The sequence below is a fragment of the Nesterenkonia sp. PF2B19 genome (assembly GCF_001758425.2).
Classification (GTDB): domain Bacteria; phylum Actinomycetota; class Actinomycetes; order Actinomycetales; family Micrococcaceae; genus Nesterenkonia; species Nesterenkonia aethiopica.
In genome coordinates, this window is sequence record NZ_MDSS02000001.1 from 60,214 (window position 1) to 83,947 (window position 23,734).

The 23,734-nt window shown below is 68.4% G+C and carries 17 protein-coding genes and 1 pseudogene; 10 read left to right on the top strand and 8 right to left on the bottom strand.

Annotated elements, in window-relative coordinates:
* Positions 1 to 50 precede the first annotated feature (50 nt).
* From BCY76_RS00280 to BCY76_RS00295, 5 genes are all read right to left on the bottom strand, one after another.
* Positions 51 to 1,484: an RNA polymerase sigma factor gene (locus BCY76_RS00280; protein WP_070159912.1), complete on the bottom strand. Its 1,434-nt coding sequence runs from the start codon at positions 1,482 to 1,484 to the stop codon at positions 51 to 53.
* 394 nt (positions 1,485 to 1,878) lie between these two features.
* Positions 1,879 to 2,049: a hypothetical protein gene (locus BCY76_RS18770; protein ID WP_237089874.1), complete on the bottom strand. Its 171-nt coding sequence runs from the start codon at positions 2,047 to 2,049 to the stop codon at positions 1,879 to 1,881.
* Positions 2,046 to 2,717 (bottom strand): hypothetical protein, encoded by a 672-nt coding sequence (locus tag BCY76_RS00285; protein ID WP_083277467.1) that lies wholly within the window; start codon positions 2,715 to 2,717, stop codon positions 2,046 to 2,048. Before BCY76_RS00285 ends, BCY76_RS18770 begins: the two co-directional genes overlap by 4 nt.
* Entirely contained in the window at positions 2,684 to 3,352 is a 669-nt protein-coding gene (locus BCY76_RS00290) for a DUF4192 family protein (RefSeq protein ID WP_083277468.1), read from the bottom strand. Before BCY76_RS00290 ends, BCY76_RS00285 begins: the two co-directional genes overlap by 34 nt.
* Before the next feature lie 158 nt (positions 3,353 to 3,510).
* Positions 3,511 to 4,677, bottom strand: a complete 1,167-nt coding sequence (locus tag BCY76_RS00295) for a PAC2 family protein (protein WP_070159916.1) — start codon at positions 4,675 to 4,677, stop codon at positions 3,511 to 3,513.
* Between the two features lie 347 nt (positions 4,678 to 5,024).
* Between BCY76_RS00295 and BCY76_RS00300 the strand changes: the two genes are divergently transcribed.
* The 3 genes from BCY76_RS00300 (at position 5,025) to sucB (ending at position 10,096) form a co-directional block, all read left to right on the top strand.
* Positions 5,025 to 6,614 carry a leucyl aminopeptidase gene (locus BCY76_RS00300; protein WP_070159918.1) on the top strand — a complete coding sequence of 530 codons (1,590 nt, stop codon included), beginning with the start codon at positions 5,025 to 5,027 and terminating at the stop codon, positions 6,612 to 6,614.
* Positions 6,615 to 6,852: 238 nt separating this feature from the next.
* On the top strand, positions 6,853 to 8,232 hold the full coding sequence (gene lpdA / locus BCY76_RS00305) for a dihydrolipoyl dehydrogenase (RefSeq protein WP_070159920.1): 1,380 nt from the start codon (positions 6,853 to 6,855) through the stop codon (positions 8,230 to 8,232).
* 94 nt (positions 8,233 to 8,326) lie between these two features.
* Entirely contained in the window at positions 8,327 to 10,096 is a 1,770-nt protein-coding gene (sucB, locus tag BCY76_RS00310; RefSeq protein ID WP_070159922.1) for a 2-oxoglutarate dehydrogenase, E2 component, dihydrolipoamide succinyltransferase, read from the top strand.
* An 85-nt stretch (positions 10,097 to 10,181) separates the two neighbouring features.
* On the opposite strand, the gene BCY76_RS00315 is transcribed toward sucB, so the two are convergent.
* The gene (locus BCY76_RS00315; protein WP_070159924.1) at positions 10,182 to 11,966 is read right to left on the bottom strand and encodes a serine/threonine protein kinase; all 1,785 of its coding nucleotides are present in this window, start codon (positions 11,964 to 11,966) and stop codon (positions 10,182 to 10,184) included.
* A gap of 92 nt (positions 11,967 to 12,058) precedes the next feature.
* Between BCY76_RS00315 and lipB the strand changes: the two genes are divergently transcribed.
* The 7 genes and pseudogenes from lipB (at position 12,059) to BCY76_RS00350 (ending at position 20,058) form a co-directional block, all read left to right on the top strand.
* The gene (gene lipB / locus BCY76_RS00320) at positions 12,059 to 12,742 is read left to right on the top strand and encodes a lipoyl(octanoyl) transferase LipB (RefSeq protein ID WP_085437028.1); all 684 of its coding nucleotides are present in this window, start codon (positions 12,059 to 12,061) and stop codon (positions 12,740 to 12,742) included.
* Positions 12,739 to 13,746: a lipoyl synthase gene (lipA, locus tag BCY76_RS00325; protein ID WP_070159927.1), complete on the top strand. Its 1,008-nt coding sequence runs from the start codon at positions 12,739 to 12,741 to the stop codon at positions 13,744 to 13,746. Before lipB ends, lipA begins: the two co-directional genes overlap by 4 nt.
* 156 nt (positions 13,747 to 13,902) lie before the next feature.
* The gene (locus BCY76_RS00330; protein ID WP_083277471.1) at positions 13,903 to 14,703 is read left to right on the top strand and encodes a DUF4191 domain-containing protein; all 801 of its coding nucleotides are present in this window, start codon (positions 13,903 to 13,905) and stop codon (positions 14,701 to 14,703) included.
* Between the two features lie 374 nt (positions 14,704 to 15,077).
* Positions 15,078 to 15,707: a 30S ribosomal protein S4 gene (gene rpsD / locus BCY76_RS00335; RefSeq protein ID WP_070159929.1), complete on the top strand. Its 630-nt coding sequence runs from the start codon at positions 15,078 to 15,080 to the stop codon at positions 15,705 to 15,707.
* A 200-nt stretch (positions 15,708 to 15,907) separates the two neighbouring features.
* A pseudogene (gene alaS / locus BCY76_RS00340) lies at positions 15,908 to 18,617 on the top strand (alanine--tRNA ligase).
* Complete coding sequence (gene ruvX / locus BCY76_RS00345) at positions 18,610 to 19,179, top strand: Holliday junction resolvase RuvX (protein ID WP_237089875.1); 570 nt, start codon at positions 18,610 to 18,612, stop codon at positions 19,177 to 19,179. The pseudogene alaS and the gene ruvX overlap by 8 nt, the downstream one beginning before the upstream one ends.
* A 108-nt stretch (positions 19,180 to 19,287) precedes the next feature.
* A complete protein-coding gene (locus BCY76_RS00350; protein WP_070159932.1) occupies positions 19,288 to 20,058 on the top strand; it encodes a hypothetical protein in 771 nt (256 codons plus the stop codon).
* On the opposite strand, the gene BCY76_RS00355 is transcribed toward BCY76_RS00350, so the two are convergent.
* Together BCY76_RS00355 and secF are read right to left on the bottom strand one after the other, a co-directional pair.
* A complete protein-coding gene (locus BCY76_RS00355; RefSeq protein WP_070159934.1) occupies positions 20,022 to 22,388 on the bottom strand; it encodes a RelA/SpoT family protein in 2,367 nt (788 codons plus the stop codon). The genes BCY76_RS00350 and BCY76_RS00355 overlap by 37 nt on opposite strands.
* Before the next feature lie 87 nt (positions 22,389 to 22,475).
* On the bottom strand, positions 22,476 to 23,636 hold the full coding sequence (secF, locus tag BCY76_RS00360) for a protein translocase subunit SecF (protein WP_070159936.1): 1,161 nt from the start codon (positions 23,634 to 23,636) through the stop codon (positions 22,476 to 22,478).
* Positions 23,637 to 23,734 lie beyond the last annotated feature (98 nt).

Genomic DNA, 23,734 nt, shown 5'->3' on the forward strand with positions numbered 1-23,734 from the left:
CGGGAGCCGTGGCTTCCCGGACCTCCACGGTCAGGCGGCGTCGCCGGTGCTCAGTCGAGGTAGTCGCGGAGCACCTGCGAACGACTCGGGTGGCGCAGCTTCGACATCGTCTTGGACTCGATCTGTCGGATGCGCTCCCGGGTGACGCCGTAGACCTTGCCGATCTCGTCTAAAGTCTTCGGCTGTCCGTCGGTGAGGCCGAACCGCATCGCGACGACCCCGGCCTCCCGCTCGGCGAGGGTGTCCAGCACCGAGTGGAGCTGCTCCTGCAGCAGGGTGAAGCTGACCGCGTCGGAGGGCACGACCGCTTCGGAGTCCTCGATGAGGTCGCCGAACTCCGAATCGCCGTCCTCACCCAGGGGCGTGTGCAGCGAGATGGGTTCGCGACCGTACTTCTGGACCTCGACGACCTTCTCCGGCGTCATGTCCAGCTCCTGGGCAAGCTCCTCGGGGGTCGGCTCCCGCCCGAGGTCCTGCAGCATCTGACGCTGCACCCGGGCGAGCTTGTTGATGACCTCCACCATGTGCACCGGAATCCGGATGGTGCGCGCCTGGTCCGCCATGGCGCGGGTGATGGCCTGACGGATCCACCACGTGGCGTAGGTGGAGAACTTGAAGCCCTTGGTGTAGTCGAACTTCTCCACAGCGCGGATGAGTCCGAGGTTCCCCTCCTGGATGAGGTCCAGGAACAGCATGCCGCGGCCCGTGTAACGCTTGGCCAGAGAGACGACGAGGCGCAGGTTGGCCTCGAGGAGGTGATTCTTGGCGCGCCGGCCGTCGGCGACGATGAGTTCCAGGTCTCGCCGCAGGCGGCGGTCGGAGATCTCCTCGGTGGCGAGCTTGTGCTCGGCGAAGAGGCCCGCCTCGATGCGCAGCGCGAGGTCGACCTCCTGCTCCGCGTTGAGCAGCGCGACCTTGCCGATCTGCTTGAGGTAGTCCTTGACCGGGTCCGCCGTGGCGCCGGCGGAGACCACCTGGACCGCGGGGGCGTCGTCGTCGTCCGCGTTGGAGATGACGAATCCGCGGCCCTTGGTCTCCTCCTCCTCGGCCTCTTCACCCTTGGCTGCCTTCTTGGCGTTCTCGACGATCGCCTCGGCGTTGTCGGAGTCGCCGGCCGCGGCCGCGACCTTCTTGGCAACCTCCTCCTCGTCTCCGTCCTCCAGGGCTTTGGCCACGGCCTGCTCGAGCACCGCTGTCGGAGCCTCCTGCTCCTGGGCGGCCTCGGCCAACACCTCGTCGACCGGGTCGGCCGCCTTCTTCCGGCCTCCGGTCTTCCTGCCGGAGCCCTTGGCGGTGGACTTCTTCGCGGCGGTGCTGGACGTTGAGGCGGCGGACCGCTTCGACGTGGAGCTGGACTTCTGGGCCGCGGCGCTTCCCCCTGGCGCTGAAGTGCGCGAGGACGAGCTACTGGTGGCAGCGGACGACTGTTCCGCCTCTGCCGCGGCTGCGTTCTCTTCTGTGGACTGGGACGCAGTAGTGGGCACGATGACCTTCCGACTAGGACGTGTGAAGGCGGTGGCCGACCCGTGGTCAACACACCTATGACCCTGTCAAGTCCGTCGTCCGTCTCACACCTGCTGTCCGGGCGGCCGCCGAGGCACACCTGACGGTGTGCATACGACGCCGGTCTCCCGGTGCGTGATGAGCGACCTGACGATGGTTGCAGGGTCTCAGCAGTTCACAACATACCCCTTGCCAGGATCATTCCCGCGTGGGGGAAAAAGTTTGCCAGGAGTTCGTCGGGCCGTCCTGAGCCCGGGTTCCGTGACCGGCCACGCGAGGTCGCAGCACTGACGGCATGATCCTGGCATCCGGAGAAGTCCTGGAACCCGGAGAAGTCCTGGGATCCGGCGGCGATCCCGCCTCAGCGCCGGTCCGTCATGACCAGGAATGGGCCTTGACCATCGCCCAGGGGCAGATGATCGGCTCCTTCTGGCCGACGGCGAGACGCCGGGCCAGCGGATGATCGGCGACCAGCCGCAAGGATCGGTCCAGGAAGGCGCCGCTGACCGTCCCCCTCCCCCGGGTCCACTCGATCCAGGCCATCATGGCCAGCGACGTCGACGTCGCCTGCACGCCCAAGAACGGCTGCAGCGATGAAGGACCGAGGCGAGAGCGTCGATGGACGCCCATCGCGGGCGAGTGCCGGTGGCGCCGGCCAGTACCTGCTGATATCGCCGGAGATGGAGTCGCAGCAGGTTCTCGACCTCCGCCTCGTCTCCTTCGAACGGCTGGTCGGGCACGCGATCGCTCGCGGGCGCAGGCGCCACGAGCGCTTCGGCGCAGGGCGGACCCCCGTGATCCATCAGGTGATCTGTCCACAGTCGAGCCAGGGACCTCCACATGCCGTGGGCGTCTTCGGGCTCCGGGCCGTTCCAGAGCCCCTCCCGCTCCGCGAGACCGAGTGCCTCGACAGCGACCGCCACAGACTCCGGTCCGTCAGCGGCAAGCGCCAGCACGGCCTCGGCGAGATCCGGCGACTCCAGAACGGCCACGAGCGGGACCAGACGGTCGCAGTACCGTTCGGTCCAGGATGTGCCCGACGGAACGGCCCCCTCGGCCGCGCCGTCGTCTGTGAGGTGGGCCATGTCCGTCACTGCACCCTCGAGCGCCTGCTCCTGGATCACCTCGTCCCAGGTGAGGAGCGCCTGTGCGACGGCCGGCACGTCGGCGAGGCTCAGGCTCATGTCCATCGCCTCGAGGTCGACCTCGGCCACGTGGTCTCCCTCGGGAGGCGCTCCAGGCTCCAGGAAGTCCTCGACGAGCTGCGAGGGCTGACGCGGCACCCTGCCGCGCACGGCCATGTGGGCTGCGACGACGCTGCTCTCCGCCCGCTCGAGACGGATTCCGGGGAAGGGACAGCACCGCGGGTCGAGGCAGTCATAGTCCCGGACCCAGCCGCCGCCGATCCACCACGTCTGGACGATCTGGAGACAGTGGTCCTGGCGCAGAGCCGAGCAGAGGGAGGCATGCAGCGCGGCCCAGGGGCGCAGAGCCGGATCCTCCAGGTGGGAGGCGCCGGCTCCTCATCCGTGAACAGGAAGATGACGGCGCCGTCGGGCGCCGGCGTCACCTCGGAGCCCAGCAGATGCCTGCCGACCCAGTGGGCGAGCCTGTCAGGGTGGTCCACACCGGCGCTGAGGTCGATCCGCAGATGGGCGCCGGTCCGTCCTGCGTGCAGTCCCATGACCACCAGGGAGTCCTCCGGCAGGAACCCTAAGGTGTGGTGGACCAGAGCGACGGCGTCCTCGGGACCCGAGACGGTGATGACCTGCTGCTCTGCCCCATCCGTCGGAAGGGGGTGCGTGTCGGACGGTGTGTGATCGTCCTGGGGGATGCGTGGAGTGCTCATGGCCCCAGTCTCGAAGGACGTGCGCGTGCCGGACAGGCCCCCGCCGGAGCTTGTGGACGGCCCCGCGTGTCGGGTTCGGACAGCGGGACCTGTGGAGGAGCGAACGCCATGAGGCCCGGCCCGGTGCACTCACTGCTGTGCACTCAGCCACGGGCGAATCAGAACAGCGTCGACGGAGGGTCGTCCTGCTGATCGTCCGACCGCTCGTCTGTCGCCTGAACATCTGGCTGGCCCTCTGACGGGCCCACTGACGGTTCGCCGGATTCAGCGGGTCGGACGGCGTCGACTCCTCGGTCAGCCGCCGGTGACTGCGTGCGCAGGAAGGCCTCCACCGCGGCTCCCAGCTCCTCCGCGTCCGGGACGACGTCGTCCTCCTTGACCAGCAACGACCGCTGCTCCGTGGTGGCGTGCTGGTCGAACGTGCTCTCCAGGCGCTCCACCAGCGTCTGGATGTCGCTGTTGGCACTCACCTGACGCGAGATGTCCTGATCCACCATGCGCGCGGACTCTCGGAGCTCGTCCGTGGGCAGCATCAGCTCCATGGCGGCTCCGACGTACTCCAGTGCGGAGACCGCGACCTGGGGATACCGTCCGCCGGCCAGATAATGGGGCACATGCAGCGTGTAGCCGACCGTGTCATGCTCGTCGGCCTCGAGTCGCATCTCGAGGAATTGGCTCAGACCGGCCTCGATCTGGGCCGTGGGGCTCCATGTCGAGATTCCGGCCACGAGGTCCTGGCGGCTGCCGTGCGCCGTGACGCCGAGGGGGCGGGTGTGCGGCACCGGAAGCCCCAGCGCGTCGACGAGGACCACGAGAGTGACGTCGAGGCGCTTCACCAGCGTCAGCACGGCGTCGGCCACCCCCTGCCACTGGAAGTCCGGCTCGTCTCCGGTCAGCAGGAGGAACGGTCGGCCGGAGGCATCGCGAACCTCATAGAGATCGAGCTCAGGACCTTCATAGTCGGCGAACCGGCTGTCCACGAAAGTCACCTTCGGGCGACGGGAACGGTAGTCGAAGAGCTCGTCGACGTCGAAGCTGGCCAGCAGCCGGTGCGGCAGCGCGCTGAGCAGCGCCTCCGCCAGTTGGCCGCTCAGGTCGCCGGCATCGGTATGACCGGCCAGAGAGACGAGCAGCCGAAGGCCGCCCGAGGGCCTGTCGCCCAGCGGGTCGCGCAGCACCAGGTCTCCGCCGACCGGACGGACCGTCGAGTCGGTCATGGGGACAGTGGGTCCGGTCCCGGCGAGACCGCTGTCCCCTTCTCCGTCAGGCTCGGCGGCGTCGGGGTCTGCTGGGTACACGTGGAGCAGGTCCAGGGGGTCCTTCATCGAGCTGAGACTCCTCTCCATGCCGTAGAACGTGCGTCACCGGGCTGGACGCGTCGGTCTGCGTGAGACGCGCGCCGTCAGGCGCTGCGGTGACCATAGAGGTAACGACCGCAACGGCTGGAGAAATTCCCGGCGCACCGCACAGAGCTTGACCGCACAGCGCCTGGCCGCCGGCGGCATGCGCGGAGGCTTCACATCGATGGCCCCGGGCACGCGGCGCGCTGGTCAGGATCTCGGATAGGATCGAGTCCTGAGGCCGCCGAGGGCTTCCACACGCGGCAGCGCGTCGGCGGATGCACACACATTCGATGCGACGATCCCCGGACCGGGGATCAGACGGGATTGACGTGATCAACGACTTCCAGCCCACCCTCTCCGCTGTCAGCACGGCCGTCGAGAAGACCCCCACCGACGCTCTCGTGCTGGGTGTCGCGAAGGGCCCCGAGGGGCCCATCCTCCTGCCGAACCCGCTGGCCGACGAAGCCGCTCGCGGCGTCGCCGACTCGCTCCAGGCCCTGGGAGCCACGGGGGCGGCTGACCAGCTCCTGCGCCTGCCCGGCGTGGACGGCTTCCGCAGCGAGACCCTCGTGCTGGTCGGCGTCGGCGAGCTCACCGGGGAGCCCACCGGCGGCGTCTCCCTCGAATCCCTCCGCCGCGCCGCGGGCTCGGCGGTCCGCCAGCTCAGCTCGCTCGACTCGGTCGCCCTCGCCCTGCCGGCCTCGAGCCCTGAAGAGGTCGCCGCCGTCGCCGAGGGTGCCGCGATCGGCGCCTACTCCTTCACCGCGTTCCGCAGCTCCCAGGAGGCGCGCGAGAAGCGTCCGGTCGAGGAGATCCTCATCCTGACCGACCTCAAGGACCGGCACACCCGACCGGTCCTGGACCGGGCCGCCGTCGTCGGCGCTGCGGTGCGTGCCACCCGCGACCTGGTGAACACTCCCCCGAGCCACCTGTACCCGGAGACGTTCGCGGAGATCGCCGCGGACCTCGCGGGCCGCACCAAGGCACCGGCTCAGGGAGGTTCGACCTCGAAGGCTCCCAAGCTCTCGGTGAAGGTCTGGGACGTCAAGGACCTGGAGAAGGAGGGCTTCGGCGGTCTCCTCGGCGTCGGCGGAGGCTCCTCCCGCGGCCCCCGCATGGTCAGGATCGAGCACGCTCCTTCGAAGCCCGCAGCGCATATCGCGCTGGTCGGCAAGGGCATCACCTTCGACTCCGGCGGCCTCTCACTGAAGCCTGCCGCCTCGATGACCACGATGAAGCTGGACATGGGCGGCGCTGCGACGGTCCTCGCCGTGGTGCGCGCCGCGGCCGACCTCAACCTGCCGATCAAGGTGACCGGCTGGCTGTGTCTGGCCGAGAACATGCCCTCGGCCACGGCCCAGCGTCCTGAGGACGTCATCACGATCCGCGGCGGCAAGACGGTGGAGGTCCTCAACACCGACGCTGAGGGACGCCTCGTCATGGCCGACGGGCTCGTCGCCGCCTCGGAGGAGAACCCCGACGCACTGATCGACGTGGCCACGCTGACCGGTGCGCAGATGATCGCGCTGGGCCTGCGGACCACGGGCGTCATGGGAGAGGAGCAGCTCCGCTCTGCCCTCGTGGACGCCGCTGAAGACTCAGGGGAGAAGCTCTGGCCGATGCCGATCCCGGAGGAGGCACGCTCCGGCTTCGACTCGGAGGTCGCCGACCTGACGAACCTGGGTGACCGCAACGGCGGCATGCTGGGAGCCGCGGCGTTCCTGCGCGAGTTCGTGGGCGAGCGGGAGGGGGCCGACAGCGGCGCTCTCGACCCGGAGGCACGCAGGATCCCGTGGGCGCATCTCGACATCGCCGGCCCGGCGTTCAACGAGAAGTCGCCCTACGGCTACACCCCGAAGGCGGGGACCGGAGTGATGGTCCGCACGCTGGTCACCTACCTCGAAGGACTCTCACGCTGACCTGCGGACACCCCGTCGGCCCCGGAGCGCACGGATGGCGCTCCGGGGCCGACGCCGTCACAGTCCGGGTCCTCGGATGCGGCAGTGGAAGCCGTGCGCGCTCAAGCGATAGGCTGACACCCGTGCACACGGGCGGCGTCCCGGACACTGGCACAGAGCTGTGCCCCGTCAGTCTTCTGACCGCCCGCCGACACCTTCACACCTTCACAGACTCACGCGACCCAAGGGAGCAACGACCGTGGCCGACCAGCCCCAGGCACAGGAATTCGACGTACTCGTCCTCGGCGGAGGCAGCGCCGGCTACGCCGCGGCGCTGCGCTCGGTGCAGCACGGACTCACGGTCGGCCTGATCGAGAGGTCGAAGCTCGGCGGCACCTGCCTGCACACCGGATGCATCCCCACCAAGGCTTACCTGCACGCCGCGGAGCTGGCCGATGAGGCCCGCTCGAGCGAGAAGTACGGCGTGAAGACGACCTTCGAAGGCATCGACATGGCCAAGGTCCGCGAGTACAAGGACGGCATCGTCGCCGGCAAGCACAAGGGCCTCTCCGGGCTGCTGAAGATGCGCAAGGTCACTGTCATCGAGGGCGAAGGACGACTGGTCTCGCAGAACGAGATCGAGGTCGACGGCACTCGGTACAGCGGCCGCAACATCGTGCTGGCCACCGGATCCACATCCAAGACTATGGGCCTGCCGATCGGTGAGCGCATCATCACCTCGACTGAGGCGCTGGAGCTCGACCACACCCCCGCGTCGGCCATCGTGCTCGGCGGCGGCGTCATCGGCTGCGAGTTCGCCTCCGCCTGGACCTCCTACGGCACGGACGTGACGATCATCGAGGGCCTGCCGTCGCTCGTCCCCAACGAGGACCCGTCGATCATCAAGAACCTTGAGCGTTCCTTCAAGAAGCGCGGCATCACGTTCAACACCGGGACGTTCTTCAAGGACGTCGAGGACACCGGTGACGGCGTCAAGGTGACCCTCGAGGACGGCAAGACGTTCGAAGCCGAGATCTGCCTGGTCGCGGTCGGACGTGGGCCCGTCACCGAGGGCTTCGGCTTCGAGGATCAGGGCATCACCCTGGACCGCGGGTTCGTGATCACCGACGAGCGGCTCCACACCGGTGTGGGGAACATCTACGCCGTCGGCGACATCGTCCCGGGCCTGCAGCTGGCGCACCGGGGCTACCAGCAGGGCATCTTCGTGGCCGAGGAGATCGTCGGCAACAACCCTGTCGTGGTCGAGGACATCAACATCCCCAAGGTCACCTTCTGCGAGCCCGAGATCATGTCGGTCGGCTACACCCAGCCCAAGGCTGAGGAGGAGTTCGGCAAGGAGAACGTCGAGATCACCGAGTACAATCTCGCCGGCAACGGCAAGTCCTCGATCCTCGGCACCGGCGGCATCATCAAGATGGTCGGCGTCAAGGGCGGTCCGATCGTGGGAGTCCACGGCATCGGCACCCGCATCGGCGAACAGATCGGCGAGGCGCAGCTGATCGTGAACTGGGAGGCCTACCCGGAGGACGTGGCCACGCTGGTGCACGCCCACCCCACACAGAACGAGGCGCTCGGAGAGGCCGCGATGGCGCTCTTCGGCCACCCGCTCCACGGCTGAGAGCCGCATCCAGACCACCCAGAGAATTCAACACACCTGTGAACTCGCACCGCACTGCCCGGTGCGACGCATTCAAGAGTAGGAGCCGGACATCATGTCTGAGACCGTGAACCTTCCAGCCCTCGGTGAATCAGTCACCGAAGGCACTGTCACCCGATGGCTCGTGGAAGTCGGGGAGGAGGTCGAGGTCGACCAGCCGATCGTGGAGGTCTCCACCGACAAGGTCGACACCGAGGTCCCCTCCCCCGCCGCCGGCGTGATCGAGGAGCTCCTCGTGGACGAGGACGAGACCGTCGAGGTCGGCGCTCCTCTGGTGAAGATCGGAGACGGCTCCGGGGCCGGCACGGACTCCGGCGATGACTCGAGCACCGAGGAGCAGGCCGAGGCGGAGGACTCCGCCGACGACCAGGCTCCCCAGGAGACGCAGCCCGCGGCCGAGGCCGAGGGCGCCGAGGAGACCCCGGAAGAGGCCCCTGCCGAGGACTCCGGCGCCGCCGGCGCCGAGTCCCAGGAGGTGACGCTCCCCGCTCTGGGCGAGTCCGTGACCGAGGGCACGGTGACCCGCTGGCTCGTCGAGGTCGGGGACGACGTCGAGGTCGACCAGCCGCTGCTGGAGGTCTCCACCGACAAGGTCGACACTGAGGTCCCCTCCCCTGTGGCCGGAACCGTCCAGGAGATCAAGGTCTCCGAAGATGAGACTGTCGAGGTTGGGGCCGTGTTGGCCCTGGTGGGTTCGGGCTCCTCGTCGCCGTCGGGGGCTGCTGAGGAGGCCGCATCGTCTGAGGACTCCGCTGCACAGGAGCCCGAGGAGGCCACCGCGGAGCCGACCGACGAGACTCCGAAGCCGGCAGAGAAGGCTCCTGAGGAGCCCGCCCCCGCGGCTGCGGAGTCGACTCAGGAGGCAGCTGGAGGTGCCGAGGGCTATGTGACGCCTCTTGTGCGTCGGCTGGCCAAGAAGGAAGGCATAGATCTCTCGACCGTCAAGGGCACCGGCGTCGGTGGGCGCATCCGCAAGCAGGACGTCCTCGACGCCGTGGAGTCCAAGAAGGCCGCGACCGAGAAATCTGCGCCGGCACAGGCGGGGGCCCAGGCGCCCACCGCGGCTCCGGCGTCCGCGCCCGCCGTGGAAGTGGACACCACGCTCCGAGGGACCACCGAGAAGGCCCCGCGCATCCGCCAGGTGATCGCTCAGCGGATGAACGAGTCTCTCGAGATCGGGGCTCAGCTGACCCAGGTCCACGAAGTCGACATGACGCGGATCGTCAACCTCCGCGCGAAGACCAAGGCTTCCTTCAAGCAGACCAACGGGGTCAACCTCACGTACCTGGCGTTCATCGCCGCCGCCGTCACCGAGGCCCTCAAGCAGCACCCCAAGCTCAACGCCGAGTACGACGAGAAGCAGCGGCAGATCACGTACCACGATGCCGAGCACCTCTCCTTCGCCGTCGACACCGAGAAGGGCCTGATGGTCCCGGTGATCTCGGATGCGGGCGACCTGAGCCTCGCCGGCATGGCCAAGAAGATCGCCGACGTGGCGGCCCGGACCCGCAGCAACAAGATCGCTCCGGACGAGCTCTCGGGCGGCACCTTCACCATCACCAACCTGGGCTCCTTCGGGGCGCTGTTCGACACGCCGATCATCAACCAGCCCCAGGTGGCGATCCTGGGCCCCGGTGCGATCGTCAAGCGGCCCATGGTGGTCACCGATGCCGACGGCAACGAGAGCATCGCGATCCGTCACATGATGTACCTGTCGCTCACCTACGACCACCGTCTGGTCGACGGCGCCGACGCCGGCCGTTTCCTGCAGACGCTCAAGGCCCGCCTCGAGGAAGGCGCCTTCGAGTCGCAGCTGGGACTCTGACCCTCATCGGCGTCGGTCGGCCGCTCTGACGGTCGCTCGATGCCCGCGAGGCCTCGACGCTCCCCGGGCGGGGTGATCCCCGTGATCATCCCGCCCGGGGAGCGTCGTCGTCTGGGCGGATGTCCTCCCCTCCGCCGGCATCGTCGTGCCGGCCGGACGTGTTCGGGGTGCCGACGTCCTGGACCGTATGCAGCCGCCATCCCACCTCGGTGCGGTGCAGCACGAGCCGTACGGTCTGCTCCCGACCTGCTCCGTCGTCGAGGCCGTCGATCCGGATCTCAGCCGTGATGTGGGCAGTCTCCCCCTGCGCCGCCGATGCGCCCGGATCCGGCGCGTACTCCGCCTCGCCGACCGGGAGGATCTCCATCCTCGCGCTGTCATGGGCCTGCCCCCGGGAGTGCATCTGCTCCATGAGATGCTTCTCGGAGGCTTCAGCCGGTGAACCGGCGACCACGTAGCGCTGGACGTCAGGCTCCCCGGGGTTCTGCAGGGCAGACGTCCGCAGCATGGCCAGGCCGTCCAAGGCCATCAGCGGATCATCCTGCCGCAGCAGCCGCTCGGCCTCCGCGCCGGAGGGCTGCCCGCTCTCGGCCGCAGGGTCCGTTCTGCCGTCACCCGTTCTGCCGTCACTGGGCTCGCTGTCACCCGGTTCGCCGTCACCCGGCTCGCTGGTGTCATCCGGCACACGCTCGCCGAGGCCCGCTCCGAAGACATCCTCGTCATCGGGTGACAGACCGTCCTGGCGCGGTTCGCTCAGCGTTGCGGCGCCCAGTCCCAGCAGCAGGACCGCGGCGCTGATCCCTGCCACCAGACGTTGCCGACGTCGGCGCGTCACACCCCGTTCTCGGGCGCCCGGCCGGACCGTGGGAAGCTCGGGCAGCACATCGTCGTCGACATACGCCGCCAGGTCGAGCGGTTCCGGCGCGGCGCACCGATGCAGCTCCGCGGCGAAGGCCCGGGCATCGGGCCGTTCGTCCGCAGCTTCGGACAGAGCCTCTTCCAGCAGCCGGATGAGACGGCTCGGCGCCTCGGGACACAGCGTCCCCAAGGGAGGCCTCCTCCGTCCCACGGCCGGTGCCGAGCCGGTCAGCGAGCACCAGGCGACGGCCGCCAGCCCGTACACGTCAGCCTCCGGCGCGAGGCTTGCGTCCCATGCCCTCTGACGGCGCCCGTGCTCAGCAGACCGCAGGGCGGACGTGCGTTCCGGGGCCGCGAAACCCTGTGTCGCGGCCGGGATCGGCGATGCGCCCAGCAGCTGCGCATCGCCGAGGTCTCCCAACGCAGGGCGTCCGTCCGGCGCGAGCAGCACGTTGCCCGGCGAGACGTCCCCGTGGGCGACCCCCGCGGCGTGGAGATGCGCCAGGGCTTGGGCCACGGGCGACAGGACCGTCACCGTCTCCCCGACGGAGAGCGTGCCGCGGGCGGCGAGGAGACGCCCCAGCGAACCCGCGGTGTATGGCTCAAGGATCAGGCCCGGCCCCGCCGAGGTGTCGGTCCAGCCGTACACGGTGACGAGATGCTCATGGTGCAGTCGACGCACGGCGTTCAGCTCGGCGGATCGCCAGGCGCCTGCTCCGCTCTCCAGGCTCTGCCCCATCCCGTGCGCCTCGCTGCGGATCTTCACGGCCACTGTGCGGTCCGCAGGCGCCGCGTCGGCCCAGTGCGGACCATCACCGGTCACCTCGGCCAGCCACACGGTGGAGGACCCTCCGAGGCCCAGCAGGCGCCGCAGACTCAGCCCCTCGGCCTCAGGGGGAGCTCCTCGCCGTGGGGCCGCCCGGGTGGGTGTCCGGGTGGGTGCCCTCCGGTGCCCCGCCGCAGCGTCGTCGTCACCGGCCATGTCCGGTCCGGATGTCGTGTTGCTGATCATGACGACCAGCCTGCCGCAGTCGAGGACAGCCTGCAGGCGTTTTCCACAGGCTCCCGTCCCACGGTGCGCTCCGTTCGGACTAGGGTGGAGCCATGGACCTCGCATTCCGGAGGCTCGGCTTCCGCCCTGACGTGGTGGACTACGCCGAGGCCCTCGACATCCAGAGGCGGCTGCACGCGGAGGTGCTCGCCGACGAGTCACCCTCGACCGTGCTGCTGCTCGAGCACGAAGACGTCTACACGGCCGGCCGTCGCACCGAGCCGGAGGATCGCCCCCGAGACGGCACACCCGTGGTCGACGTCGACCGCGGAGGGAAGATCACCTGGCACGGCAGAGGACAGCTGGTCGGCTATCCGATCCTCAAGCTTGCCGAACGGGCGATGGTCAAGGGCTATGTGGCCGCCCTGGAGCAGATCATCATCCGGGTGCTGGACCAGGAGTTCGGTCTCCGATCGACCACGGTGGAGGGCCGATCCGGGGTCTGGATGACCGACGGTCCGCTGGATCGGAAGATCGCGGCGATCGGGCTGCGCGTGCACAGATCGGTGACGATGCACGGCTTCGCGCTTAACTGCTCGAACAGTCTCGCTCCGTTCGAGAACATCATCCCCTGCGGCATCGCCGACGCCGACACCACCACCATCAGCGCCGAGGTGGGCACCGAGGTCACACCGGCTGACATCGTCGATCCCATCGCCGCCCAGCTCGCCGCCGAGCTGCCGCGGTTCCTCAGTGTGACTGAGAACATCCCTGCTGCAGAAGGAGTCCTGTCGTGACCATCGCCCCCGAAGGCCGTCGCATGCTTCGTGTGGAGGCGCGAAACTCCGAGGTGCCGGTCGAGCGGAAACCCGCCTGGATGCGGACCAAGGTCAAGATGGGTCCGGAGTTCGCGGAGATGAAGAAGCGGGTCGGCTCGAAGGGCCTCCACACGGTCTGCGAGGAGGCCGGCTGCCCGAACATCTTCGAATGCTGGGAGGACCGAGAGGCCACGTTCCTCATCGGTGGATCGGCCTGCACCCGCCGGTGCGACTTCTGCGAGATCGACACCGGGCGTCCGCAGCCTGTGGACGACGGAGAGCCGCTCCAGGTGGCCGAGTCGGTCCGAGAGATGAATCTGCGCTACGCCACGGTGACTGGTGTGGCCCGTGACGACCTCCCGGACGAGGGCGTCTGGCTCTACGCGGAGACCATCCGCAAGATCCATGAGCTGAACCCGGGCACGGGAGTCGAGATCCTCATCCCCGACTTCTCCGGCAAGGAGGAGAACATCGCGGCGATCTGCGAGGCCGCACCAGAGGTGTTCGCGCACAACGTGGAGACCGTGCCGCGCATCTTCCGGCGCATCCGCCCCGCGTTCCGTTACGAACGCTCCCTGGACGTCCTCACCCAGGGGCGTGGCCACGGCATGATCACTAAGTCCAACCTCATCCTGGGCATGGGAGAGACCCGGGAGGAGATCACCGAAGCCCTCCAGGACCTCCACGACGCCGGCTGTGACCTGATCACCATCACCCAGTACCTGCGGCCCACACCCCGTCACCTGCCGGTGGACCGGTGGCTCAAGCCGCAGGAGTTCCTCGAGATCTCCGAGGAGGCCGAGGAGATCGGCTTCCTGGGCGTGATGTCCGGCCCACTGGTCCGCTCCTCCTACCGCGCCGGTTCCCTCTGGGCCAAGGCCATGCACAAGAAGGGTCGGGAGATCCCGCCCGAGTTGGCCCACATCCAGCCCTCGGGCACCACCCGACAGGAGGCCGCGACGTTGGTGGCCGCCGGGCACTGACCTGGCGGGTCCTGGGCTCAGTTCTGGGCTCAGTCCGGGTTCGGATGCTCGTGCCCCACGTGGGTGGGCCCCTCGCCGGACGGACGTTCGCTCTCGATGGGGTACGGGCGCACCCCGGCCTGCCCACCTCCCGCAACACGGTAGACTGGACTCACTATGGCACCAGCTGACTCCCCCACTCCCCAGGTCTCGTCGAAGGCAGAGGCGAAGGCCGAGCTGAAGAAGCTCAAGGCCCAGCAGAAGGCCGAGAAGCAGGAACGCAAGGCGCGGAAGAAGTCGAACAAGAAGGAAGGCTTCTTCGCCCGGATCAAGTCGGTCTTCGACATGACCCGGGCCCACGACCCCAACATCGGGTGGTGGATGGCGCTGGCATTCCTGGTCGCCTTCGCCGTCTCCGCCGTGGTGGTGGGACTGCTCCTCAACTGGGTGACCGGTGTGCTCTTCGGCCTGCCGATGGGTCTTCTGGCCGCCATGATCGTCATGAACCGCCGTGCGGAGAAGGCGGCGTTCGCGCGGATCGAAGGGCGCCCAGGAGCGGCGGCGGCCGCGCTCGGCACGCTGCGCCGCGGCTGGATCGTCGTCGAAGAGCCTGTCGCCATGGACCCCAAGACACAGGCGGCGATCTTCCGGGTCGTCGGACGTCCCGGTCTGGTGCTCGTCACGGACGGCCCGGCCGGCCCCGTGCGCAAGATGGTGCCCAAGACACGCAAGCGGTTCAGCCCCATCCTTCGTGACACCGGCGTGCCGATCCACGTGATCGAGACCGGCAACGGCGAAGGCCAGGTCCCCCTTCCCAAGCTGACCAAACACATCAAGAAGCTGGACAAGGCGTTGACCAAGCACGAGGTCAGCGCCCTGGAGCAGCGCCTGGCGGCCCTGCCGATCTCGCGCCCCCCGATTCCCAAGGGTGTGGACCCCTACCGACTCCGCCCCGACCGCAAGGCGATGCGCGGCTGATCCGCATCTGTCGACCATGAACGACCATGAGCTGGGGTCGGCCCGATCGTCATGTTCGGGCCGGCCCCAGCTCATGCTAGACTGGTCTGCTGTCTGGCAGGCGCCGTCAGCGCCCCGCTCCACGCGGGACGCACCTTGGAGATCCTCCACGTCGACTCCCTGAGCCCCGCGCCGCGTGCGCGAACCGCCGCAGGGAGTCTTCACGTGTGGACGGCGCCGCAGTGAGCGAGCACTCGGCGACTCGCGCTCTCCGGTCTGGGATCCCGGAGGCCAGGTCATCGTCCGTTCTTCGGGCCGTCGCATGCGACGGCCCGGGGTGCCCCGGACGGTGGATCAACAGAACCTGCCGACTGATACGAGAGAGAGGCACCTCCATGCCCACCACCCCCCTGCGCGGTCGTCGCACCGTGAAGGCGTCGCGCGCCCTCGGAATCGCGCTGACCCCCAAGGCCCAGAAGTACCTGGACCGTCGCCCCTACGGCCCCGGCCAGCACGGCCGCACCCGCCGCAAGACCGACTCCGACTACGCGGTGCGTCTGCGCGAGAAGCAGCGTCTGCGCGCCCAGTACGGCATCCGTGAGGCCCAGATGGTGCGGTACTTCGAAGAGGCCAAGCGCCGCGACGGCCTGACCGGTGAGAACCTCATCGAGCTGCTCGAGTCCCGGCTCGACGCCCTGGTGCTGCGTGCCGGCTTCGCCCGCACGATCGCCCAGGCGCGGCAGTTCGTGGTGCACCGCCACATCACCGTCAACGGCAAGCGCGTGGACCGTCCGTCCTTCCGCGTGAAGCCCGGCCAGGTCATCCAGGTGCACGAGCGCTCGGAGAAGTTCGAGCCGTTCCAGGTGGCCGCCTCCGGTGCTCACCAGGACGTGCTGCCCGCGGTCCCCGGCTACCTGACCGTGGAGATCGACAAGCTCCAGGCGACCCTGTCCCGCGCACCCAAGCGTGAGGAAGTCCCGGTCACCTGCGAAGAGCAGCTCGTCGTCGAGTACTACGCCCGCTGATCATCGGCGGACCCCTCAGGATGCCAGCATCCTGAACCGCAGAGCCCGTCGCGATTCCTCCTCTGGTGCGGAGTCGCGACGGGCTCTTCGTCTCTGGGTCGGCACGGCCGACCTGATTGCGCCCCCATACCCTCTAGACTTGTTCCGGCGTCCTGGACGCCGCGCCGACCGCAACGCCCGCAGGAGGACCGCAGATTCTCATGAAGACCGAGGACATCACCCGCACGTGGTACGACTACTTCGCCGCGAAGGGCCATGAGCGTGTCCCCTCGGCGTCGCTGATCTCACCGGACCCCTCCGTCCTGTTCACCATCGCCGGCATGGTGCCCTTCATCCCCTACTTCCTCGGCACCGAGAAGCCCCCCTATGACCGCGCTGTCTCCGTGCAGAAGTGCATCCGCACCGCCGACATCGAGGAGGTCGGCAAGACGGCCCGCCATGGGACCTTCTTCCAGATGTGCGGCAACTTCTCCTTCGGCGACTACTTCAAGGAGAAGGCCATCCCGATGGCCTGGGAGCTGCTGACCAGCCCTGTGGACGGCGACCCGGAGACGGGCGTGCGCGGGTTCGGCCTGGACCCGGATCGCCTGTGGATCACTGTCTACGAGAACGGCGACGAGCGCGACGACGAGGCCCGCCGCATCTGGGAGGAAGAGGTCGGAGTTCCGCACGAGCGAGTGATCGGCACGGGACCGGCCGACAACTACTGGAACACCGGTCAGCCCGGTCCGGGCGGCCCCTGCTCCGAGATCTACTACGACAGGGGCCCCGCCTATGGTGCCGACGGAGGCCCGGCCGTGGACGAGACCCGCTTCGTGGAGCTGTGGAACCTCGTCTTCATGCAGGATCGACTCTCCCAGGTCCACTCCAAGACCGAGTTCGAGATCGCCGGTCCGCTGCAGAACAGGAACATCGACACCGGTCTGGGCCTCGAGCGCCTCGCCATGGTGCTCCAGGGCGTGGAGAACATGTATGAGACCGACCAGGTGCGCCCTGTCCTCGACCGCGCGGCCGAGCTCGCTGGGGTGACCTACACCTCCACTGAGGATCCGGAGGACCCGAACCACGCCACTGACGTACGACTGCGCATGATCGCTGACCACGTGCGCAGCTCTCTGATGCTCATCTCTGACGGAGTGCTGCCGTCCAACGAAGGCGGCGGCTTCGTTCTGCGCCGTCTCATCCGCCGCGTCATCCTGGCCATGCGTCTGCTCGGTGTCGAGAGGCCGATCTTCGGAGAGCTCATCACCGTGTCCCGGGATGCGATGAAGGGCGTCTACCCCGATGTCGCGGAGAGGTTCGAGACGATCCATCAGGTCTCTGTGAAGGAGGAGCAGGCCTTCCTGCGCACCATCTCGGCCGGCACCGCCAAGCTGGACAGCGCCGTCAGCGCGGCCCGGTCGACGGGTGCGCCGCTGTCCGGCGCCGACGCCTTCGCCCTGCACGACACCTACGGCTTCCCGATCGACCTCACCCTGGAGATGGCTGCCGAAGCCGGTGTCGACGTCGATGAGGACCGCTTCCGGGACCTGATGACGGAGCAGCGGGAACGTGCTCGCGCCGACGCCAAGGGGAAGAAGTCCGGCCACGCTGACACCGAGGTCTACTCCCAGCTGCGCGGTGACAGCCCCACTCACTTCACCGGTTACACCGAGCACACCACAGAATCCACGATTCGAGGACTCGTCGTGGACGGAGAAGCCACCGACCGAGCCTCCGCGGGACTGGAGGTGGAGATCGTCCTCGATGCCACCCCGTTCTACGCGGAGGCCGGAGGTCAGGCGGCTGACACCGGCCGGATCACCGGCGACGGCTTCGAGCTGGAGGTCACCGACGTCCAGTCCCCCATCAGCGGACTGTCGGTGCACCGGGCCCGTGTGGTGCATGGAGAGGTGCCGGCCGGCGTGGAGGTCCTGGGCACCATCGACCTGCGACGCCGGCTGGACGCTCAGAAGGCGCACTCAGCCACGCACATCATCCATGCGGCCCTGCACGACGTGCTCGGCCCGCAGGCGGTCCAGGCCGGCTCCTTCAACAAGGAGGGATACCTCCGCTTCGACTTCACCGCAGAGGACGCCATGAGCTCCTCCGCCCGCCAGGAGCTCGAGGAGATCGCCAACCTCGCCATCAGGGACAACCACCACGTGAGCACCCAGGTGATGTCCCTGGAGGACGCCCAGGCGATGGGTGCCATGATGCTCTTCGGCGAGAAGTACGGCGAGAAGGTGCGCGTGGTGGAGATGAACGGCGCCTGGTCCCGCGAGCTCTGCGGAGGGACCCACGTGGGCTCCACCGCGGAGATCGGGACGCTGGCACTCATGAGCGAAGCCTCAGTCGGATCCGGCAACCGTCGAGTGGAAGCCCTGGTGGGCATGGACGCCTTCCAGCACTTCGCCGCCGAGCGGACGCTGGTCAACCAGCTCACCGACATGCTGAAGGTCCCAGCCGATCAGGTGCCGGACCGCATCTCCAGCACGCTGCAGAAGCTCAAGGAGACCGAACGTGAGCTCGAGCGGCTGCGGGCCGAGCAGCTGCGGGCTCAGTCCGCGGACCTCGTCACCCGGGCAGTCGACGCGGCCGGGGTCGACGTCCTCGCCCATGACGCCGGCCCGGTCGCCAGCAGTGACGATCTGCGCGGTCTCGCTCTCGACCTGCGGCAGCGCTTCGGCTCGCGCGCTGCGTCGTGGCCCTGGCGGGGCAGGCGAAGGGTCGCCCGCTGATCGTGGTCGCCACCACCGAGGCCGCCCGGTCGGAGGGCGTCCAGGCCGGCGCGCTGGTGAAGGAGGCTACGCGGTGCTCGGCGGCGGTGGCGGCGGCAAGCCCGACGTCGCTCAGGGCGGCGGTCAGAATGCCGAGAAGATCGGCGAGGCCCTCGACGGCGTCGTCCGGTCCGTCCGCACCCGTGGCTGAGGCCTTCCCGGGGTCCGACTCCGCGCAGCGGGGCAGCGGGGAGACCGGACCCGGCGCCCGACCCCTACGGCCCGGTGTACGTCTGGCAGTCGACGTCGGTGACGCCCGCGTCGGTCTGGCCGCCTCGGACCCTGACGCCCTCGTGGCCACCCCGGTCATGACGTTGCGTCGGGACCACCGACGCCGCTCGGACATCCGCATGCTGGTCAAGATCGCCCGTGACCGCGACGCCCGGGTGATCTATGTCGGTCTGCCCCTCTCGCTCTCCGGCGGGGAGACGGCCTCGACCCAGAAGGCCCGCGACTATGCCGCGGCGTTGGTGCGCCGCCTGGATCAGGCGGAGCTGCCGATCCCCGTGCACCTGATCGACGAGCGGCTCTCCACCGTCTCGGCGGCGGAGAAGATGCGGGCCTCCGGTGTGGAGGCCCGGCACCAGCGGGATCGGATCGACCAGGCGGCGGCCGTGGAGATCCTCACGCAGGCGCTGGATATCCGCCGAGCCCAAGGACGCGAACCGGGCGAAGCGGTGATCGCGGCGCCGCCGGCCGACCCCGTCTCCTGAGACGACGCGGCGGTCCTCCAGACCAGCCGATCCTCCACAGGGGCCCCGTTGTCCACAGGCATGCGGATCAGAGTCCCACCGTCTCGGGAGATGAGGCAGGCTGGTGGCATGGTCTTCCACGATGCCGGTCTCGCCGCACACTCAGCTGTTCCGGCAGCGCGCGCCCCGATCGCCACCTCGGCCTCACCGCGCCCCCTTCAGGAGCTCTACCGGGCGGGTGCACCGTTCAGCGGCGCCGAGCTGCAGGCCCTGTCTGCGGAAGGGGCGGTGCAGCACCTCATCGCCGATGTCTACGCGGTGGCCTGGTTGCGCCAGTCGTCGGCCGTGCGGGCACGGGCGGCGATGATGCTGCTCCCCTGCCGGGCACAGGGCCGCGCCGTGCTCTGCGGGGAAACCGCCGCCTGGGTGCATCTCGGGGGCGCAGCGGGATCTCGCCTCACTCTGATCTCTCAGAGCCTGCGCCGACGAGGCGGGGACGCGGAGATGTGGCAGGTCCATCAGGTGGCGCTCTCCGACGAGGACGTGTCCGTGGTCTCTGGGGTCGGAGTGACCACACCGTTGCGCACGGCCGCAGACCTCTTCCTCGGGCTGGGCGCAGCAGACGGGCGGAGAGCGTTGGACGTGCTGGCCGCCGAATCGATCTACACCCGGCGGCCGGAGGTGGCCGCCGCGGCCGGGGTCCACGAGCCGGCCTGGCTGAGACGCTGGTGGCTGGTGGCAGATCTGCTGCACGCCCGGCGACGAGACGTCGATGCTGAGGCGCTCACGGAACGACTGCTGGCGCGGATGCGCGGTGGGCGGACCCACGAGCACCGTCTGGAGTTGATTCCCGACCTGGTGGCTCAGTGCGCGTCGCGACGCCGACCGACCGTGCGATAGACGTCGTAGACTCCGTCGATGCGTCGCACGGAGTTGAGCACATGGTTCAGGTACCGGGGGTCCCCCATCTCGAACGAGAAGCGAGAGATCGCCACCCGGTCTCGGGAGGTCTGGACACTGGCGGAGAGGATGTTGACCTGCGACTCGGCCAGCACCCGCGTGACGTCAGAGAGCAGGGACTTTCTGTCCAGCGCCTCCACCTGGATCTCCACCAGAAACACGGACGTCTTGGTGGGGGCCCATTCCACCTCCACCAGCCGCCCGGGCTGCTCCCGGAGCTGCTGGACGTTCCGGCAGTCGGCCCGGTGCACGGAGACACCCTGCCCCCGGGTCACGAAGCCCTCGATCTCATCGGGCGGCACTGGCGTGCAGCAGCGCGCGAGCTTCGCCAGCACATTGCCTGCGCCCTTGACGATGACACCGGCGTCCGAGTACTGGCTTGCCGGGGTCACCGGGGAGGTGATGGGCGTGGTGTCGTGCTCCTCGGAGTCCTCCTCCTCCGGCTCGACGAGGGCGGTGAGGTGCTCGATGACGTTCTGCGTGGAGACATGGTTGTCCCCCACACCCGCATACAGGCCGGAGATGTCCGGATAGTGCAGCTGCTCGGCGACCTCGGCGAGGACGTCCGGATTCATGACCTTCTGCAGCTGGAGATTGGACTTTCGGATGGCCTTGGTGAGATCGTCCTTGCCGCGTTCGATGGACTCCTCGCGGCGCTCCTTGGAGAACCACTGGCGGATCTTGTTGCGCGCCCGCGCACTCTTGACGAACTGCTGCCAGTCGCTGCTGGGACCTGCGCCTTCGGCCTTCGAGGTGAAGATCTCCACCCAGTCGCCGTGCTGCAGCTCCGAGTTCAGCGGGACCAGCTTCCCGTTGACCCGGGCGCCGATGGTCTTGTGACCGACGTCCGTGTGGATGGCGTAGGCGAAGTCCACCGGAGTGGCGCCCGCGGGCAGGGCCATGACCTCGCCCTTCGGGGTGTAGACGAAGACCTCTTTGGCGTTGATCTCATAGCGCAGCGACTCGAGGAACTCGTCGGGGTCCTTGGTCTCCGACTGCCAGTCGACCAGGGAGCGCAGCCACCCGATGTCGGCCGTGGTCTGGCTCTGTTGGGTCGCCACGTCCGGAGTGCGGCCTCCGGCATCGCCGCCCTGTCCGGCCTCGGCCGCGGCGGATCTACCGGACTTCTGCTTGTACTTCCAGTGGGCCGCCACACCGTACTCGGCCCGTCGATGCATGTCATAGGTGCGGATCTGGATCTCCACCGGTTTGCCCTGTGGCCCGATCACCGTGGTGTGCAGCGACTGGTACATGTTGAACTTCGGCATCGCGATGTAGTCCTTGAACCGCCCCGGCAGGGGGTTCCAGCGCGCATGCAGCGCACCCAGGGCGCCGTAGCAGTCCCGGACGGAGTCCACCAGGACCCGTACGCCCATCAGGTCGTGGATGTCGTCGAAGTCCTTCCCGCGGACGATCATCTTCTGATAGATGGAGTAGTAGTGCTTCGGGCGGCCCGTGATGGTGGCGGCGATGCTGGCCTCGTTGAGGTCGTCGGCGATCGTCTCGCGCACCTCCGAGAGGAATTTCTCACGTTGCGGGGTCCGGTCCCCGACCAAACGCACGATCTCCTCATAGACCTTGGGGTAGAGCGCCGCGAAGGAGAGGTCCTCCAACTCCCACTTGATGGTGTTCATGCCGAGCCGGTGCGCCAGCGGCGAGAAGATCTCCAGGGTCTCCTTGGCCTTGCGGGCGCTGGACTCGGCCGGCACATAGCGCCACGTGCGGGCGTTGTGCAGGCGGTCGGCGAGCTTGATCATGAGCACCCGGATGTCCTTGGCCATCGCCAGGACCATCTTCCGGACCGTCTCTGCCTGGGCCGCGTCGCCGAACTTGAGCTTGTCCAGCTTGGTGACGCCGTCCACCAGCAGGGCGATCTCCTCGCCGAAGTCGGCGGTGAGCTGGTCGAGGCTGTAGTCGGTGTCCTCGACGGTGTCGTGGAGCAGCGCGGCCGCCAACGTGGAGCCGGTCAGCCCGAGCTCTGCCAGGATGGTCGCGACGGCGACGGGGTGCGTGATGTAGGGGTCGCCGCTCTTGCGCTTCTGGTCACGATGGTGGTGGTTCGCCACTTCGAAGGCGCGCTGGATCAGCGGGAGGTCCTGCTGCCCGCCATTGGCACGCATGGCGCGCAGCAGGGGCTCCAGAAGCGGCGAGGACCCGGAGTCGACGACGCCGACGGCGCGGGCGCGCCGGACGGCCGGTGCGGGCGGACTGGCCGCTGTCACCGACGTCGTGGCGTCGGTCTGGCCCCGGCGGGCGCCGTCGTCGTTCACCAACTTACGAACCTGCTCTCGGAGACGACATGATCAGGAGGTGTGTCGGCAATTGTACCCCTGGACGCCCCCTGCCATCGCAGCCCGTCATCGCCGTACGTCATCACCTGCTGAGGCGTCACCGTCGGGCTCCATGCCGGTGATGACGATCTCGAAGGCCTCCTCGTCGACCTCGACCTCCTCCGGCTCGGGCTCAGGCAGCGGCGGGAACGGCGTGGGGCGACCATGCTCGTCCAGTGCCGTGCCGGAGAGGGTCACCGACAACACGCCACGTTCCTCGCGGAGCCGGAGGACTTCCTCGGTGTGCGCGACGATGTCGGCGTCGTTCCGGCGCATCCGGGCATAGAGGGGTGCCTGGACGAAGATCGTGGCGAACGTGCCGACGATGACGCCCACGAAGAGCGCCAGTGAGATGTCTCGCAGCGTGCCCGCACCCAGCAGCCATGCACCGATGAAGAGGATCGAGCCGACGGGAAGGATGCCCACCACAGAGGTGTTGATGGAACGGACCAGGGTCTGGTTGACGGCCAGATTGACCCGCTCCGTGAAGGTCTGATCCTTCTGCTGCCGCAGGGGTTGGACGTTCTCCCGGATCTTGTCGAAGACCACCATGGTGTCGTAGAGCGCGTAGGACAGAATGGTGAGGAATCCGATGATCGCGCTGGGGGTCACTTCGAAGTTGGTCGCCGAGTAGATTCCGGCCGTGGTGATCACCACGAAGCCGAGGCCGAGGATGGCGGCCAACGACATCTTCCAGGTGCGGAAGTACAGGGCCATGTAGAGCGCGACGAGGATGATGAAGATCACCAGCCCCAGCATCATCTGCTCGGAGACCTGTTCGCCCCACGTGGGGCCGATGAACGTGGAGGTCACCTGGTCGGCACTGACGCCGTAGCCTTCCTGCAGGGCTTCGGCGACCTCGAGGGTCTCGTCATCGGTGAGCTCCTCGGTCTGCACCCTCACGGTGTTCGCCGCGATGTTCGTGACGGTGGCGTCCTGGCCGGAGACCTCGGCGACCGCGTCCTCGCCGACGGCGATGTCGGTCTCCTCGGTCTGGGAGATCGTGAACTGAGAGCCTCCCGTGAACTCGATGCCCAGGTTGAACCCGCCTCTGACGAACGGGATGGCGACCGAGACCAGCACCACGAGGGCGGCCAGGAGGAACCACAGGTTCGACTTCTGGATGAACGGGTAGGCCCGCTCACCCGTGTAGAGCTGGTTGCCGGCCTTGGCGAAACCTGCAGCCATCAGCGGTCCTCCTCGTCGGTCTCGGTGCGGGTGACGGTCTCAGGGTCCGTGACATCCCCCGGCTCGCCGTCCTGCGGGGGATCCTCGGCCGCCCGGGA

Bases quoted from the DNA above. Each gene is read 5' to 3' on its own strand.
- BCY76_RS18770 (WP_237089874.1), bottom strand. From the start codon at position 2,049: ATGATGGCCTGGATCGAGTGGACCCGGGGGAGGGGGACGGTCAGCGGC.
- BCY76_RS00290 (WP_083277468.1), bottom strand. From the start codon at position 3,352: ATGAGCACTCCACGCATCCCCCAGGACGATCACACACCGTCCGACACG.
- BCY76_RS00295 (WP_070159916.1), bottom strand. From the start codon at position 4,677: ATGAAGGACCCCCTGGACCTGCTCCACGTGTACCCAGCAGACCCCGAC.
- sucB (WP_070159922.1), top strand. From the start codon at position 8,327: ATGTCTGAGACCGTGAACCTTCCAGCCCTCGGTGAATCAGTCACCGAA.
- BCY76_RS00315 (WP_070159924.1), bottom strand. From the start codon at position 11,966: ATGATCAGCAACACGACATCCGGACCGGACATGGCCGGTGACGACGAC.
- lipB (WP_085437028.1), top strand. From the start codon at position 12,059: ATGGACCTCGCATTCCGGAGGCTCGGCTTCCGCCCTGACGTGGTGGAC.
- BCY76_RS00330 (WP_083277471.1), top strand. From the start codon at position 13,903: ATGGCACCAGCTGACTCCCCCACTCCCCAGGTCTCGTCGAAGGCAGAG.
- rpsD (WP_070159929.1), top strand. From the start codon at position 15,078: ATGCCCACCACCCCCCTGCGCGGTCGTCGCACCGTGAAGGCGTCGCGC.
- BCY76_RS00350 (WP_070159932.1), top strand. From the start codon at position 19,288: ATGGTCTTCCACGATGCCGGTCTCGCCGCACACTCAGCTGTTCCGGCA.
- secF (WP_070159936.1), bottom strand. From the start codon at position 23,636: ATGGCTGCAGGTTTCGCCAAGGCCGGCAACCAGCTCTACACGGGTGAG.